General features: G+C 66.5%; 13 protein-coding genes. 5 read left to right on the top strand and 8 right to left on the bottom strand.

Annotated features, from left to right (window positions below; genetic code table 11):
• Window positions 1-894, top strand: coding sequence for an FAD:protein FMN transferase (locus tag FLO80_RS15065; RefSeq protein ID WP_111362512.1), 894 nt, complete (start codon window positions 1-3; stop codon window positions 892-894).
• Window positions 895-899: 5 nt separating this feature from the next.
• On the opposite strand, the gene FLO80_RS15060 is transcribed toward FLO80_RS15065, so the two are convergent.
• The 3 genes from FLO80_RS15060 to FLO80_RS15050 all read right to left on the bottom strand — a co-directional run bounded on the left by FLO80_RS15060 (window position 900) and on the right by FLO80_RS15050 (window position 3,764).
• The gene (locus FLO80_RS15060; protein ID WP_111362511.1) at window positions 900-1,205 is read right to left on the bottom strand and encodes a hypothetical protein; all 306 of its coding nucleotides are present in this window, start codon (window positions 1,203-1,205) and stop codon (window positions 900-902) included.
• Window positions 1,206-1,281: 76 nt separating this feature from the next.
• Window positions 1,282-2,439, bottom strand: a complete 1,158-nt coding sequence (locus FLO80_RS15055) for a TIGR03862 family flavoprotein (RefSeq protein WP_111362510.1) — start codon at window positions 2,437-2,439, stop codon at window positions 1,282-1,284.
• Complete coding sequence (locus FLO80_RS15050) at window positions 2,436-3,764, bottom strand: mechanosensitive ion channel family protein (protein ID WP_111362509.1); 1,329 nt, start codon at window positions 3,762-3,764, stop codon at window positions 2,436-2,438. The genes FLO80_RS15055 and FLO80_RS15050 overlap by 4 nt, the downstream gene beginning before the upstream one ends.
• 65 nt (window positions 3,765-3,829) lie before the next feature.
• Between FLO80_RS15050 and FLO80_RS15045 the strand changes: the two genes are divergently transcribed.
• Complete coding sequence (locus tag FLO80_RS15045) at window positions 3,830-4,135, top strand: HNH endonuclease family protein (protein ID WP_111362508.1); 306 nt, start codon at window positions 3,830-3,832, stop codon at window positions 4,133-4,135.
• Between the two features lie 115 nt (window positions 4,136-4,250).
• Here the strand turns inward: FLO80_RS15045 and FLO80_RS15040 are convergent, their stop codons facing one another.
• Both FLO80_RS15040 and FLO80_RS15035 read right to left on the bottom strand, forming a co-directional pair.
• Window positions 4,251-4,862 carry an enoyl-CoA hydratase/isomerase family protein gene (locus tag FLO80_RS15040; protein WP_111362507.1) on the bottom strand — a complete coding sequence of 204 codons (612 nt, stop codon included), beginning with the start codon at window positions 4,860-4,862 and terminating at the stop codon, window positions 4,251-4,253.
• On the bottom strand, window positions 4,859-5,611 hold the full coding sequence (locus tag FLO80_RS15035; protein WP_111362506.1) for an SDR family oxidoreductase: 753 nt from the start codon (window positions 5,609-5,611) through the stop codon (window positions 4,859-4,861). The genes FLO80_RS15040 and FLO80_RS15035 overlap by 4 nt, the downstream gene beginning before the upstream one ends.
• 129 nt (window positions 5,612-5,740) lie before the next feature.
• Here FLO80_RS15035 and FLO80_RS15030 point away from each other — a divergent pair, with 129 nt between their 5' ends.
• The 3 genes from FLO80_RS15030 to FLO80_RS15020 all read left to right on the top strand — a co-directional run bounded on the left by FLO80_RS15030 (window position 5,741) and on the right by FLO80_RS15020 (window position 9,513).
• Window positions 5,741-7,273, top strand: a complete 1,533-nt coding sequence (locus FLO80_RS15030; protein ID WP_111362505.1) for a DUF2125 domain-containing protein — start codon at window positions 5,741-5,743, stop codon at window positions 7,271-7,273.
• Between the two features lie 130 nt (window positions 7,274-7,403).
• On the top strand, window positions 7,404-8,750 hold the full coding sequence (locus tag FLO80_RS15025) for a TldD/PmbA family protein (RefSeq protein WP_111362504.1): 1,347 nt from the start codon (window positions 7,404-7,406) through the stop codon (window positions 8,748-8,750).
• Window positions 8,737-9,513, top strand: a complete 777-nt coding sequence (locus FLO80_RS15020; RefSeq protein ID WP_111362503.1) for a 3'(2'),5'-bisphosphate nucleotidase CysQ — start codon at window positions 8,737-8,739, stop codon at window positions 9,511-9,513. The genes FLO80_RS15025 and FLO80_RS15020 overlap by 14 nt, the downstream gene beginning before the upstream one ends.
• Before the next feature lie 53 nt (window positions 9,514-9,566).
• Here the strand turns inward: FLO80_RS15020 and FLO80_RS15015 are convergent, their stop codons facing one another.
• From FLO80_RS15015 to FLO80_RS15005, 3 genes are all read right to left on the bottom strand, one after another.
• The gene (locus tag FLO80_RS15015; RefSeq protein WP_111362502.1) at window positions 9,567-11,075 is read right to left on the bottom strand and encodes a fumarate hydratase; all 1,509 of its coding nucleotides are present in this window, start codon (window positions 11,073-11,075) and stop codon (window positions 9,567-9,569) included.
• A 110-nt stretch (window positions 11,076-11,185) separates the two neighbouring features.
• On the bottom strand, window positions 11,186-12,268 hold the full coding sequence (locus FLO80_RS15010; protein WP_111362501.1) for a fatty acid desaturase: 1,083 nt from the start codon (window positions 12,266-12,268) through the stop codon (window positions 11,186-11,188).
• A gap of 167 nt (window positions 12,269-12,435) precedes the next feature.
• Window positions 12,436-13,866, bottom strand: a complete 1,431-nt coding sequence (locus tag FLO80_RS15005) for a uracil-xanthine permease family protein (RefSeq protein WP_111362500.1) — start codon at window positions 13,864-13,866, stop codon at window positions 12,436-12,438.
• Window positions 13,867-13,894: the final 28 nt, after the last annotated feature.

Genomic DNA, 13,894 nt, shown 5'->3' with positions numbered 1-13,894 from the left:
ATGCGCCGCCTGACCCGCCGCCGCCTTCTGACCATTTCCGCCGCGCTGCCTCTGGCCGCGGGCCTACCCGCGCTGGCGTCCGGGCAACCCCGCACTTGGCGCGGCTTTGCCATGGGCGCGCGCGTCGAACTGCGCCTCGCCCATCCCGAAGGTGAGCGTCTTGCCCGCATGGCGCTGGCCGAGATTGCGCGGCTCGAACAGGTGTTCAGCCTCTACAAGACAGACTCGGCGCTGATGCGGCTCAACCGCGCGGGGCGGCTCGATGCGCCGCCACCCGAACTTCTCGAGTGCCTCGCCCTCTGCGCCTCGGTTCACGCGGCCAGCGGCGGGCGGTTCGACCCCACGGTGCAGCCCCTGTGGGCGGCGCTGGCCAATGCGCATGCCGCGGGCCGTGCCCCGGGCGAGGACGAGATCGCACAGGCGCGCGCCCTGATCGGCTGGCGCGGGGTGGACTTCACAAGCCAGGCGGTGCGCTTTGCCCGCCCCGGCATGGCGCTCACGCTCAACGGCGTGGCACAGGGCGTGGTGGCCGACCGGGTCGCCGCGCTTCTGCGGCGTGAAGGGCTGGAGCTTGGGTTCATCGACACCGGCGAGATGCAGGCCATCGGGCCGGACTGGCCGGTGCGGCTTGAGACCGGCGGCGCGCTCAGCCTGTCGGATCGCGCCTTGGCAAGCTCGGCCACGCTGGGCACGGTGCTGGATGCCGACGGCACACAGGGGCACATCCTTTCGCCCCTTGGGGAAACCCCGCCCGCCCGCGCGATCAGCATCTCGGCCCGCTCGGCGGGACTGGCCGACGCACTCTCGACCGCGGCCTGCCTCATGCCCGACGCGCAGGAGATCACCGATATGGTCGCCCGCTTCGGCGGTGCCCGGATCGAGGCGCTGACCTGATCGGCTCAGCCCTGCTCCGGGCCTTCCTGCCGCCGGATCAACCACGCGGCCCCCAGCCCCACCACGAGGCCCAGCCCGGTCAGCGAAGCCAGCACCAGCCGGATATGATCCATCAGCGCGCCGAGGTCGCCGCAATTGCCCCGGTCACAGGCCACGCCGGCCGCAGAATGCAGCCCCTGCAAGGCGACAAGGCACAGGATCGCGATTCCGAAGGCCATCGCCACGCCATGCCGCGCGCCCATCACGATTGGCAGGGCGGTGGCCACGGCCATGCCCGCGAACCAGAAGAACCCCAGGAAGAATAGCCCCATCTCAGCCCCTTTCGCGCGCGTGAACCGGTGTTCGCCCCCGTGTGCCACGCCACGGGCCACCGAACATTGACCATTGTCAATTCCGGCCCGCCACCCAGGCCGCCGCATGCGCCCCCGCCCAGCGTCCGGTGGCAAGGCAGGCCGTTAACAGATACCCACCCGTCGGCGCCTCCCAATTAAGCATCTCGCCCGCCGCGAACCAGCCCGGCCGGTCGCGCAACATCAAGCCCTGATCCAGCGCTTCGAACCGCAGTCCCCCGGCGGTCGAAATCGCCTCGTCCATCGGGCGCGGGCCGCCATGGCGCACGGGCAATGCCTTCAAGAGCGGGGCAAGGTCATCGGGCAGGGGCCGGGCGAACTCCATCACCAGCGCCTGTTTCACCGGGTCGAGCTTGAGCCGCTTGCGCAGCGTGTTGGCGAGGCTCTCCTTGGGCCGCCGCGCCGCCAGCCGGGCGCGGATGTCACTTTCCGTAAGGTCGGGCAGAAGGTCGAGCATCAGCGCCGCCCCGTCGCGCATTGCGCCCGAGACGGCATAGACCCCGCCGCCCTCGATCCCACGGGCCGAGATCACGAACTCCCCGCGCACCCGCACCCGTCCTGCATGCAGGATCACGTTCTTGACCGGCTGGCCGAAATGCCGCGCCATGTGGTCCGACCAATCGACTTTGAATCCCATATTGGCAGGCCGGAACGGGGTCAGCATGTCCGCAGGCAAACCGCCCGTCCACGCCCCGTCCGACCCCAACCTCGCCCAGCTCGCCCCGCCACAGGCCAGCACGGTGACATCGGGCGCCAGCACCTGTGGCCCCTCGGGCGTGTCGAACGCCGCGCCCCCGACCCAGCGCCAGCGCGTGCGGATCGCAACGCCCAGCCCGTCGAGCCGCCCGAGCCACGCGCGCAACAGGGGCGACGCCTTCATCGCGCGCGGAAAAACCCGTCCCGACGAGCCGGTGAACACCGCCTGTCCCAACCCTTCGGCCCATGCGCATACATCCGCAGGCCCGAACGCCGCCAGCATCGGGCGCAGCGCACCGGACCTGTCGCCATAAGCGGCAAGAAATGTCTCGAACGGTTCGTCCTTGGTCAGGTTCAGCCCCGATTTCCCGGCCATCAGGAGTTTGCGCCCGACCGAAGGCTTGGCCTCGGCCACGGTCACCGAAACCCCCGCCCGTGCCAGCACTTCCGCCGCCATCAGCCCCGCAGGCCCCGCCCCGATGACCAAGGCATGGCTCATGCGGCGGGCGGCGCGGCATTCGGCAGACCGCGATGATGCACGACACGCTGTGGATAGGGGATCTCGATCCCGGCATCCTTGAGCGTGTTCCAGATGCAGAACAGCACCTGGTGGCGGTACTTGTGGGGCAGGTCCTCGATCCCCTCGACCCAGTATTCCACGGCGAAATCAATCCCGCTCTCTCCGAAGGCGCGCAACTCGCATTCCGGCGGTTCCGGGTCCTGCCGGACGAAATCGAGCCGGGCAACCGCCGCCTCGATCAGCGGCGGAATGAGGTTGATGTCGGTGTCATAGCTGACCGAGAATTCGGCGTCATACCGGTGAACCGTGCCCGCGTCCGAGTAATTGACCACGCGGCTGGTGATGAAATCCTCGTTCGGCACCACGATCCAGCGCCCGTCGATGGTCTGAAGGATCGCCGCCCGGGCGGTCATCTTGACGATTGTGCCTTCCTCGCCATTGTCGAGCACGACATAATCGCCCACCGTGGTCTGCCCTTCGAGCAGGAGGATGATCCCGGAGACGAAATTCGCCGCGATCTGTTGCAGCCCGAGCCCGATCCCGACGCCGATCGCGCCCCCCAGAACGGCAATCGCCGTGAGGTCGATCCCCATGATCGACATGAGCAACAGGAAAGCCGCGCCGAAAATGATGATCTGGCTGGCCTTCATCGCCAGTTCGCGGGTGGCGGGGCGCAATTCCTCCTGCTTGCGGATGAATTCCTCGGACTGGCTGTTCGACCACCGCCCCAGCCAAAAGAGAAGCGCCCCGGACACGGTCCCGCGAATGATCGCGAGCGCCGAAAAGCTGATATTGCCCAGATTGACCGAGACCGCCGCCAGCTTCGCGGCGGCCAGCCCCAGCAGGTCGAAAAGATAAAGGAACGCCATCGGCATCAGTACGAACCGCCCCAGAACCTTGAGGAACGGGTCGGTCACGATCTCGCGCACGAAAAGCCGCGCGGCGAGGAACAGGAACACCCGCTTGCCGAAGGCGATCACCTCGCCCGAACCGAAAAGCGAACGTGTCACGCCCTCGCCCATCGCGGTCAGGGCATAGGCCAGAAGCGGCATCAGAAGCGGCAGGAACATCAGCACGAACCGCCGCGCCGAAGCGAACGGGCTCTCCTGCGCCTCGGGCGGGGTCAGCAACTGGGCAAGCGCCGGCCGCAGCCGCCGGGTGAGCAGCATCGCCAAAAGCCACGCCACCACCAGAAGCCCGAATTGCGACCACGCGGCGGGACTCAGCAACCACCCCTTGGCGATCTCCCACCCGTGAAGCGCATACCCCACGGCCTGTTGCACGATCTCCGGCTGGCTTTCCATTCGCGTCCCTCACTCGTAAACTCGTGCATCCATTGCCGATTGATCCGCCCCGCGCAAGAGGCCCGATGCCCGAAACCGATCCGATTTGCCCGCTTTGCGGACGCCCCATCCCCGCCGATGCCCCGCAAAGCCGTCACCATCTCGTCCCCCGCCTGCGCGGTGGCAAGGGCGGCGAGACAGTGCTCTTGCATCAGGTCTGCCACAATGAAATCCACGCCACCCTGTCCGAAACCGAACTGGCACGCGATTACAGCACCATCGCGGCCCTGCGCGCGCATCCACGGCTGGCAGCATTCATCGCATGGGTGCAAAAACGCCCGCCCGGGTTCAGATCGAAGACACCCGGCAAGCGGCGGATGCGCGGCAAGTGAGCGGGGCAGGGGGCGTTGCCCCCTCTGGCTTCGCCATTCACCCCCAGAGTATTTCGGGCAAGATGAATGCGAGGGCGTTTTGGGGCATACCCGGTGCAAGCTTTCCTGAAACGCTTCAGCGCGGGATCAGCGCCTTGATGCCATGGGCGATGGTGGGGTCTTGGGCGATGGTGTCGGCGGCGATGGCGCGGGCCTCGTCCACGAGGGTGTCGCCGTCCACGATCCGGTCGATCAACCCGATGCGCAGAGCCTCTTCCGCCTCGATCTTCTGCCCGCCCATCAGGATCAGCTTGGCGCGCGCCGGGCCGATCAGCGCGGCCATGCGCGCGGGGTCCGAAGGTTGCGGCAGAAAGCCGAGCTTCATCACCGGGTAGAAGAATTTCGCCCCCGGCACCGCCAGCCGCAGATCACAGGCCAGCGCCATGCCCATCGCGCCACCCGCCAGCGTGCCGTTGAGCGCGGCGATCGAAAGCCCCGGCAGCGCCGCGATGGCGCCCGAAAGCCGCTCCCAAAGCGGGCTGGTGGCCAGCCCCGCGCGCGCCGCGTCAAGATCGGCCCCGGCCGAGAACACGCGCCCCCGCCCGGTCAGGATCAGCGCGCGCGCCTCCTGCGCCGCCTCGGCGATCTCGGCCAGTTCTTCGAGCATCGCCGCGGTGAGCGAATTGGCCTTGTCGGGACGGTCGAGCGTGGCAACCCACAGCCCGCCGTCTTTCACCAGCTCGATCATGCCACGCCGATCCGGCTGCGAATGGCCTCGTCGCGCAGGGAGATCTCCTGCCCGAGATGGCCGTCGGAATCGGGTCCGCACATCCACATCAGGCATTTGGCGGGCCATTCGGGCGGGATATGGTCGTCCCATTCCATCATGCTCACCGGGTTGATGCCACTGGCCTTGATTTCGCGCTGCATCTGTGTGGCCACGGTGCCGGGCGACAGCCCCATGATGCGCAAGCCCTTGCCCGCGCCTTCCAGGTGCGCCACCCGGGTCAGCATCGCGGCACCGGCCTTGGACGCGCAGTAATGCGACCAGCCTTCAAGCGGGCTATGCGCCGCGCCCGAACTGATGGTGATGATCGTGCCGCCACCGGCCTTTTCCATCACCGGCATGGCCGCGCGCATCCCGTGATAGACACCCTTGAGATTGATATCTATCGCATGGCCCCAGCCCTCGGGGTCCGAAGCATCAAGCGGGGAAATCGGCTCGATCACCCCGGCATTGCCGATCAGGATGTCGAGCCCGCCAAAGTCGCGCACCGCCAGATCGACGGCCGCCTGCACATCGGCGAACCGGCTCACGTCACAGGCCACTGCCCGTGCCTTGGGGCCGATGTCCTCGGCGATGCGGGCGATATCGGTCTCGGTGCGCGCCGCCAGAACGACCTGCGCGCCCTCATCCGCGAAGAGTCGCGCCGCCGCCTCGCCGATGCCCCGGCTTGCGCCGGTGATCAGTGCGGTTTTTCCTGTCAAGTAGGTCATTCACGTCTCCCTGTTCTTTCCGCTCCAGTGGTAAACGTCCCGCGGGGTGCGGTCCAGCGTGACCGAGGGTTGATTCTCGGCCTGCAAAGCCCGAAACTGAAAAACGAGATTTCAAGAGAGGACAGTCAGATGTCGAACTTCAGAATGCTATGCGGCACGACCGCGGCGATCGGTTTCATGTCCGGTTCGGCCGCGCTGGCCGATGTGACCGCAGACCAGATTTGGAACGATTGGAAAAGTTATTTCGAAACATTCGGTTACGAGGTCACAGCCTCCGAGGCACGGGTCGGCGACACGCTGACGGTGCGCGACATGCGCATGATGATGCCGCTGCCCGAAGATGAGGGCATGGTCGCGATCACGCTGGGCCAGATCGGATTCGTCGATCGCGGCGATGGTTCGGTATCCATCGAGCTGCCCTCGCCCGTGCCGATGGTGATCGACGTGGAGGCTGAAGGCGAGGACCCGGTCAAAGTCAGCCTCGATTACCTCAATACCGGGCTTCAGATCCTTGCCACCGGCTCCCCGGAAGAGATCGCGTATACCTATTCCGCCGACGAGATCGGCGCGCGCCTCACCGAGATTATCGCCGAAGGCGAGGTCAAGGATGTCGGCACTGCCGAACTCAACATCAAGAGCGTCAGCGGTGCGTCGACGGTCAAGGTTGGAAACCTGCGCGATCTTGTCTCGTCGATGACCACGGGAGAGATCAGCTACGCGATGGATTTCGCCAATCCAGAAGACAGCAGCGAATTCTTCAATCTCACTGGCGGTGCGGACGGGATGAGCTTCGAGGGCTCCACCACCTATCCGACCGACGGGTCGTTCGATCCCGAGAACGTGGATGCGATGCTGCGTGCCGGGTTTGCCTTCGATGGCGGATTTTCCTATGAAAACGGGCACATGAATTTCGAATTCGAGGATGGCAGCGATCAGGCCAAGGCCCAGACATCGACCGAGTCGGGTGTTTTCGCGGTCGGAATGTCGCCCTCGGGGCTGAACTACGATATCATGTCGCGCGGGTTGACCGCCGCCTTTCAGGGCGGAGACCTGCCGTTTCCGGTCGATTTCGCCTTTGCCGAGGCCGGGCTGAATCTGCTGATGCCGATACAGAAATCCGACGAGACACAGGATTTCGCGATGGGTCTCACGCTGGGCGACTTCACCATGTCCGACATGATCTGGGGCATGGTCGATCCCGCCGAGCAACTGCCGCGCGACCCGGCCACCGTCGCGCTGGACCTGACCGGCAAGGGCAAGCTTTCCTTCGACCTGTTCGACCCCGAGCAGATGGAAGCGCTCGAGCGTGGCGAGATCGACATGCCCGGCGAGGTCGAGCGGCTCGACGTCAACCGGCTCGAAGTCACCGCCGCGGGGGCCTCGCTCACCGGCGAAGGTGGCGTCGATGTCGATTTCCCGACCGTGATGATGACCCAGGGCATGCAGGGCACCGAAGGCGCGCTGCGGCTGCGCCTGTCCGGGGCCAACGGCCTCATGGATACGCTGGTGGCGATGGGTCTCGTCCCCGAGGATCAGGTCATGGGCGCGCGCATGATGCTGTCGATGTTCGCCGTCCCCGGCGATGGCGAGGACGTGCTCACCTCCACCATCGAGGTCAAGAACGACGGGCAGGTTCTGGCCAACGGCCAGCGGCTCAAGTAACCCGGCTTTCGGGCACCCGCCACCGCGCGGGCAACGGGGCCGTCGGGCGATCCGGCGGCCCTTTTCCCTTGGCCGGGCTTGCACCGGGCGCGCGGTCTGTCTACCTGAACCCGATGCAGGAGGCCGCACCATGACCCAATCGCTTGAAACCCTCACCCGCGCGCTGCTCGACGCCGCGAAAAAGGCCGGGGCCGAGGCCGCCGATGCCATGGCCGTCGATGGCCGGTCGGTCTCGATCGACGTGCGCGCCGGGCAGTTGGAACAGGCCGAACGCGCCGAGGGCACCGATCTCGGCCTGCGGGTCATCATGGGCCGGCGTCAGGCCGTGGTCTCCGCCTCCGACATCCGCCCCGAGACCATGGCCGCCATGGCCGAACGCGCCGTCGCCATGGCCCGCGAAGCGCCCGAAGACCCGCATGTCGGGCTGGCCGATCCGTCGCAGATCGCCCGCGACTGGGACATTGCCGCGTTCGAGCTTTCCGACCCCACGCCCGAGCCCGACCCCGCCGCGCTCGAAAACGATGCCCGCGCGGCCGAGGCCGCTGCGCTCGCGGTCAAGGGCGTGACACAGGTGCAATCGGCCAGCGCGGGCTATTCCGCGCGCCGTGTTCACCTCGCCGCGACCAACGGCTTTTCCGGCGGTTACGCGCGCACCGACCGGTCGCTCTATGCCGTGGCCATCGCGGGCGAGGGCCGCGCGATGGAGCGCGAACATGACGGCGATTCCCGCATCTTCCAGGCCGATCTGCGCACCGCGCAGGACATCGGGCAGACGGCGGGCGAACGCGCCATGGCCATGTTCGGCGCGCGCAAACCGCCCACCGGCGCCTGGCCGGTGCTCTTTGACGAACGGATCGCCGCGTCGCTTGTCGGCCACCTTCTGGGCGCGGTGAACGGGGCGTCGATCACCCGGGGCGCATCCTTCCTGCGCGACGATCTGGGCAAGCTGATCCTGCCCGAAAACCTGTCGCTCATCGAAGATCCGCACCGCCCCCGCGCCACCGGCTCGCGCCCCTTCGACGCCGAAGGGTTGCCCACGCGCACACGCGCCATCGTCGAGAACGGTGTGCTGACGGGCTGGACGCTCGATCTCGCCAATGCCCGCAAGCTCGGGATGCAAAGCACCGCCAACGCCGCGCGCGGCACCGGCGGCGGGCCGTCGCCCAGCACGTGGAACGTGGCACTGACGCAAGGCGCGCAAAGCCGCGAAGAGCTGATCCGCGACATGGGCACCGGGCTTCTGGTGACCTCGCTCATCGGTTCGACCATCAACCCCAACACCGGCGATTATTCGCGCGGCGCCTCGGGCTTCTGGGTCGAGAACGGGCAGATCGCCTACCCGGTCAACGAATGCACCATCGCGGGCAACCTGCGCGACATGTTCGCCAGCATGCGGCCCGCCAACGATGCGCGCCCGTGGCTGTCGCGCGTGGTGCCGTCGATCCTCGTCGAGGGGCTGACGCTTGCCGGAGAATGATCTCGCCCTGCTGATCCACGTTGCGCGCGAGGCGGGGCGGATCGCCACCGGTTATTTCGGTGGCCCCTACATGTCCGAGGACAAACCCGGCGGCGCCGGTCCCGTGACCGAGGCCGACCTCGCCGTCAACGTGATGCTGCAAGAGACGCTCCGCGCCCTGCGCCCCGCCTATGGCTGGCTCTCCGAGGAGAGCGAGGACAGCGCGGCGCGGCTCGGGCGCGAGCGGGTGTTCATCATTGATCCGCTCGACGGCACCCGCAGTTTCATCAGCGGTGAAAAGACATGGGCGCACGCGCTGGCCGTGGTCGAAAACGGTCGGCCCATCGCCGGGGTGGTCTATCTGCCGCTCAAGGACCGGCTCTATGCCGCCGCGCGCGGGCAGGGGGCCACGCTCAACGGTGCGCCGATCCGCGTTTCCGATCATCAGGGCCTTGCCGGGGCATCGGTGCTGGCCGCCCGCCCCGCGCTCGATACCCACCACTGGAAGGACGGCGCGGTGCCACCGGTCACCCGCGCCTACCGCCCCTCGCTTGCCTATCGCCTCGCACTTGTGGCCGAGGGGCGGCACGACGCGATGCTGACCCTGCGCGACAGTTGGGAATGGGACATCGCCGCGGGCGCCATGATCCTTGAAGAGGCGGGCGCCCACGTCACCGACCGCCATGGCGCGGCGCTCGTCTTCAACAACGCGCATCCACAGGTCGCTGGCGTTGTGGCCGGTGCGCCCGGCGTGCAACCCGGTTTGCAGGCCGCACTGGCGTGAAACGGCGCCCCCACGCGCCCCGGATCAGGTCCGGGCCGTGCGCCGGGGCGCTCTCACACCCGTTCGGCGATCTTCTTCTTCCACTCTGCCGGGCCGGTCCGGTGGATCGAATTTCCGCCCGTGTCCACCGCCACCGTCACCGGCATATCCTCGACCCTGAGCTCGTAAATCGCCTCCATGCCAAGGTCTTCGAATGCCACCGGCTTTGCCGCCTTGATCGCCTTTGACACGAGATAGGCCGCGCCCCCCACCGCGATCAGGTAGGCCGCCTTGTGCTTCGCTATCGCCTCGAGCGCCACCGGCCCGCGTTCGGCCTTGCCAACCATCAGCTTGAGCCCGGTATCGGCCAGGATCCGGTCGGTGAACTTGTCCATCCGGGTCGAGGTCGTGGGCCCCGCGGGCCCGATCGCCTCGTCGCCCACCGCATCCACCGGCCCCACGTAATAGATCGCCTTGCCCCTCAGATCGACAGGCAGGGCCTCGCCCCGGTCGAGCATCTCGATCATCCGCTTATGCGCCGCGTCGCGCCCGGTATAAAGCGTGCCCGACAGCAGAAGTGTTTCACCCGGCGTGAGGCTCGCCAGCACGTCATCGTTCAGGTTATCAAGGTCGAGCTTGCGGCTCTGCGCCCCCGCGGCCTCCAGCAGGATATCGGGATAAAGGTCCATGCTGGGTGGCGTGAACTCCGCCGGCCCCGACCCGTCGAGCGTGAAATGCACATGCCGCGTCGCCGCGCAATTCGGGATCAGCCCGACCGGCAGCGAGGCCGCATGCGTCGGGAAACTCTTCACTTTCACGTCCAGAACGGTCGTCACCCCACCGAGCCCCTGCGCCCCGATGCCAAGTGCATTGACCCGCTCGTAGATCTCGCAGCGCAATTCCTCGGCCCGGTCCTTCGGCCCACGGCGCAACAGTTCGGCCATGTCGATGGGTTCGGAAAGCGCCTGCTTGGCCAGCGCCATCACCCGGTCGGCATTGCCGCCCACCCCGATGCCGAGGATGCCGGGCGGGCACCACCCCGCGCCGAGGCTCTCGACGGTTTCCACAACCCAATCGGCGACATTCCCGCTCGGGTTCAGCGTGGTGAACTTGGCCTTGTTCTCCGACCCGCCGCCCTTGGCCGCGACCTCGACCTCGACCGTGTCGCCCGCGACCATCTCCACGGTCAGCATGCAGGGCGTGTTGTCGCCCGAATTCCTGCGCGCACCAAACGGATCGACCACCACGCTGGCGCGCAGCGGGTTGGTGTCGCGCTGATATCCCTGCCGCGTGCCCTCGTCGCAAATCTCCTGCAACGAGCGTTTGAGCTTCAGCGGCGCTTCGACCCCCACCTTGACGTGGATATTCGCCGCGCCCGTATCCTGACAGATCGGGCGGCGGCCCATCGCGCACATCCGTGAATTGACGAGGATCTGCGCCATCGCGTCCCGCGCGCCCTTGTTCTCTTCGCGCTCCCACGCGGCGCTCATCGCCTCGACGAAATCCGCCGGGTGGTAATAGGAAATGTATTGCAGCGCCTCGGCGATGCTCTCGATCAGGTGCTCTTCGGTAATGGCGGGCATGGTCCGGTCTCCCTGCTGGCTTCGGGGCGCTTTTTAGCAAGGATCACGCGCGACGTAAGCCGCAAAATGGTGTGCCGTTGCATACCGCAACCGCCCGCCGGCCCGAACGATCAGCCGTAAAGCGCGCGCGCCTGCTTGAACGACATGAGCCGCCGGGCCTCTTCATCCCAGAGGTTGAGCCGCACACTGCCAAGGCTTTCGCGGATCGTCATGCGGTTGCTCGCCGCCAGCACCGGATGATCGCGCAGCACATCGGGCAGGCGATAGAACGGGATACGGCTATAGAGGTGGTGGACATGGTGAATGCCGATATTGGCACTCAGCCATTGCAGGACCGGCGGCAGCACGTAATGCGAACTGCCATGCAGCGCCGAATCGTGCAATTGCCAATGCGCGTCATCCTGCCATTGCGTGTTCTCGAACTGGTGCTGCACGTAAAACAGCCAGATCCCCGCCGTTGACGCGATCAGCGTGCTGGGCAAGAAGATCAGCAACAGCGGCATCACCCCGCCGAAATACAGGATCATCCCCAGACCGGTGAGAATCGCCAGATTGGTCAGCATCGCGCTCAGCCAGTAGCGCCCCTGTTTCATCAACCCGACCGGCACCCGGTTCTGGATCAGGAAAAGATACCCCGGGCCAATCCCGAACAGGGTCAGCGGATGGCGATAGATCCGATAGCTCAGACGCGCCAGCAGCGACGAGTCCCGGTATTCCTCGACCGTCATGGTATGAACATCGCCCATGCCCCGCCGCCCGAGGTTGCCCGCCGTGCTGTGATGCTCCGAATGGGTGCGCCGCCAGACGTCATAGGGGGTCAGCGTCACCACCGCGATCACCCGCCCGATCCAGTCGCTGACGCTGCGGTTGTGAAAGAACGACCCGTGGCCGCAATCGTGCTGGATCGCGAAAAGCCGCAGCAGGAACCCGGCATTGAGACAGGAAAGCGCAAAGGCCAGAAGGTAGCTGATCGAAAGCGCCCACCATGCCAGTGCCCAGAGACCGATGAACAACCCCGCGGTCAGGCCAAGCTCGAAGGTGCTGCGCAGGATGTCGGGCTCGCGGTAGCGGGCCAGCACCTTGACCCAGTCACGTGCATCGCGCGAATCGGCGGCCGGGTTCGTGTCGGGGCAGGGGTCCTTTGCTTCGGTTGTCTGCGTGCTTTCCTGTCGGCGGGTCTGGTGGCGGGTCATCGGCCTCGGTTTTCTTGTCATGGATCATGCCCCGATACCTGACAGATCCTGTATGGCAAGTGAAATCTGGGATTATGACCAAAACGCCGCGGATTGCGCCGCAATCGTGATCGCTATGGGCGAAACACCGTGCAGGACGGGGCGGCGCGATGACCGCCCCGCCCGACTCACTTGTCGAGATCCTCGGGCAGGACGAGGTTGAGGATGATGGCCAGCGCCGCCGACGGCAGCAAGCCGCTGGTCAGCAGGATCTGCGCCGTGCGCGGCAGGTGCTGCAATGCCTCGGGCACCAGTTGCAGGCCAAGCCCCACCGAAAGCGATGTGGCAAAGATCACCATGTTGCGGCGGTTCCAGTTTACATCCGACAGCATGTTGATCCCCGAGGCCGCGACCATGCCGAACATCACGATCACGCCACCGCCCAGCACGTGCTCGGGCATGGTGCGGATGAGCGCGCCAACCACCGGCATGCAGCCCGCGATGATCAGGAACACCGCCCCGATGGTCACGACATGGCGGCTCATCACGCCGGTCATGGCGACAAGGCCCACGTTCTGGCTGAACGATGTGTTGGGCAACCCGCCGAACACCCCGCCCACGGCGGTGCCCAGACCATCGGCAAAGGTCGCGCCCGAGATCTCGCGGTCCGTGGCCTCGCGCCCGGCACCGCCCTTGGTGATCCCGTTGACATCGCCCACCGTCTCGATCGCCGAGACGACGGCCATGAAACACATGCCGATCACGATGGCCCAGTTGATCTCCCAGCCGTATTTGAACGGCATCGGCACCTCGAACCACGCGGCATTGCCGATATTGGCGAAACTCACCTGTCCCATGACGAGCGCGACGACATACCCGGCAAGAATGCCAAGGAACACCGCCGCGATCGAGATGAACCCACGGGTAAAGAACTTGAGCAGCAACGTGACCACCACCACGACCAGCGCGGGCAGCCAGTATTGCAACGTGCCGAACCCGGTGGCCAGCCCCGTGCTGCGCGGGTCAAGCTCGACCGGCACGCGCGCCGCCCCCGCCGCCGATTGCAGGTGGATGGCGTTGTACTTGAGAACCCCGCCCGCCGAATACTGAATGCCCACCTTGACCAGCGCCAGCCCGATCATCAGCACGATCAGCCCGGTGACGAGCGGCGGCAGGGCAAAGCGGATGCGCCCGACGAAAAAGCCAAGGCAGAAATGGAAGATACCGCCCAGAACCACGCCCGTCATCAACCCGCCAAGGCCCGCCGTGCCCAGCCCCGCCACCGCCGGGATCATGATCGGCACGAAGGCAAACGACGTGCCCTGCACGATCGGCAGGCGCGCGCCCACCGGCCCCATGCCGATGGTCTGGATCAGCGTCGCAACCCCGGCAAAGAGGATCGACATCTGGATCAGGTAGCTCATGTCCGGAAAACCGAGCGCGCCCTGGTCCGAGCCAAACCCGATCCCCGCGGCCCCCGCCACGATGATCGCGGGTGTCACGTTCGACACGAACATCGCCAGCACATGCTGAATGCCCAGCGGCACCGCGTTCGCCAGCGGCGGCATGTAATCCGGGTTGCGCAACTGCTCCTGCGTCCCGATCGAGGTGGTTGTCATGTCCGTCTCCCTCCGTGTTGTCCGCTCT

Source organism: Aquicoccus porphyridii (assembly GCF_008369105.1).
GTDB lineage: Bacteria > Pseudomonadota > Alphaproteobacteria > Rhodobacterales > Rhodobacteraceae > Aquicoccus > Aquicoccus porphyridii.
The sequence above is the reverse complement of the archived record's forward strand: the minus strand, read 5'-3'. Positions and strand labels throughout refer to the sequence as shown.

Coding starts and splice junctions, on each gene's coding strand:
- FLO80_RS15065 (WP_111362512.1), top strand. CDS start 1: ATGCGCCGCCTGACCCGCCGCCGCCTTCTGACCATTTCCGCCGCGCTG.
- FLO80_RS15060 (WP_111362511.1), bottom strand. CDS start 1,205: ATGGGGCTATTCTTCCTGGGGTTCTTCTGGTTCGCGGGCATGGCCGTG.
- FLO80_RS15055 (WP_111362510.1), bottom strand. CDS start 2,439: ATGAGCCATGCCTTGGTCATCGGGGCGGGGCCTGCGGGGCTGATGGCG.
- FLO80_RS15050 (WP_111362509.1), bottom strand. CDS start 3,764: ATGGAAAGCCAGCCGGAGATCGTGCAACAGGCCGTGGGGTATGCGCTT.
- FLO80_RS15045 (WP_111362508.1), top strand. CDS start 3,830: ATGCCCGAAACCGATCCGATTTGCCCGCTTTGCGGACGCCCCATCCCC.
- FLO80_RS15040 (WP_111362507.1), bottom strand. CDS start 4,862: ATGATCGAGCTGGTGAAAGACGGCGGGCTGTGGGTTGCCACGCTCGAC.
- FLO80_RS15035 (WP_111362506.1), bottom strand. CDS start 5,611: ATGACCTACTTGACAGGAAAAACCGCACTGATCACCGGCGCAAGCCGG.
- FLO80_RS15030 (WP_111362505.1), top strand. CDS start 5,741: ATGTCGAACTTCAGAATGCTATGCGGCACGACCGCGGCGATCGGTTTC.
- FLO80_RS15025 (WP_111362504.1), top strand. CDS start 7,404: ATGACCCAATCGCTTGAAACCCTCACCCGCGCGCTGCTCGACGCCGCG.
- FLO80_RS15015 (WP_111362502.1), bottom strand. CDS start 11,075: ATGCCCGCCATTACCGAAGAGCACCTGATCGAGAGCATCGCCGAGGCG.
- FLO80_RS15010 (WP_111362501.1), bottom strand. CDS start 12,268: ATGACCCGCCACCAGACCCGCCGACAGGAAAGCACGCAGACAACCGAA.
- FLO80_RS15005 (WP_111362500.1), bottom strand. CDS start 13,866: ATGACAACCACCTCGATCGGGACGCAGGAGCAGTTGCGCAACCCGGAT.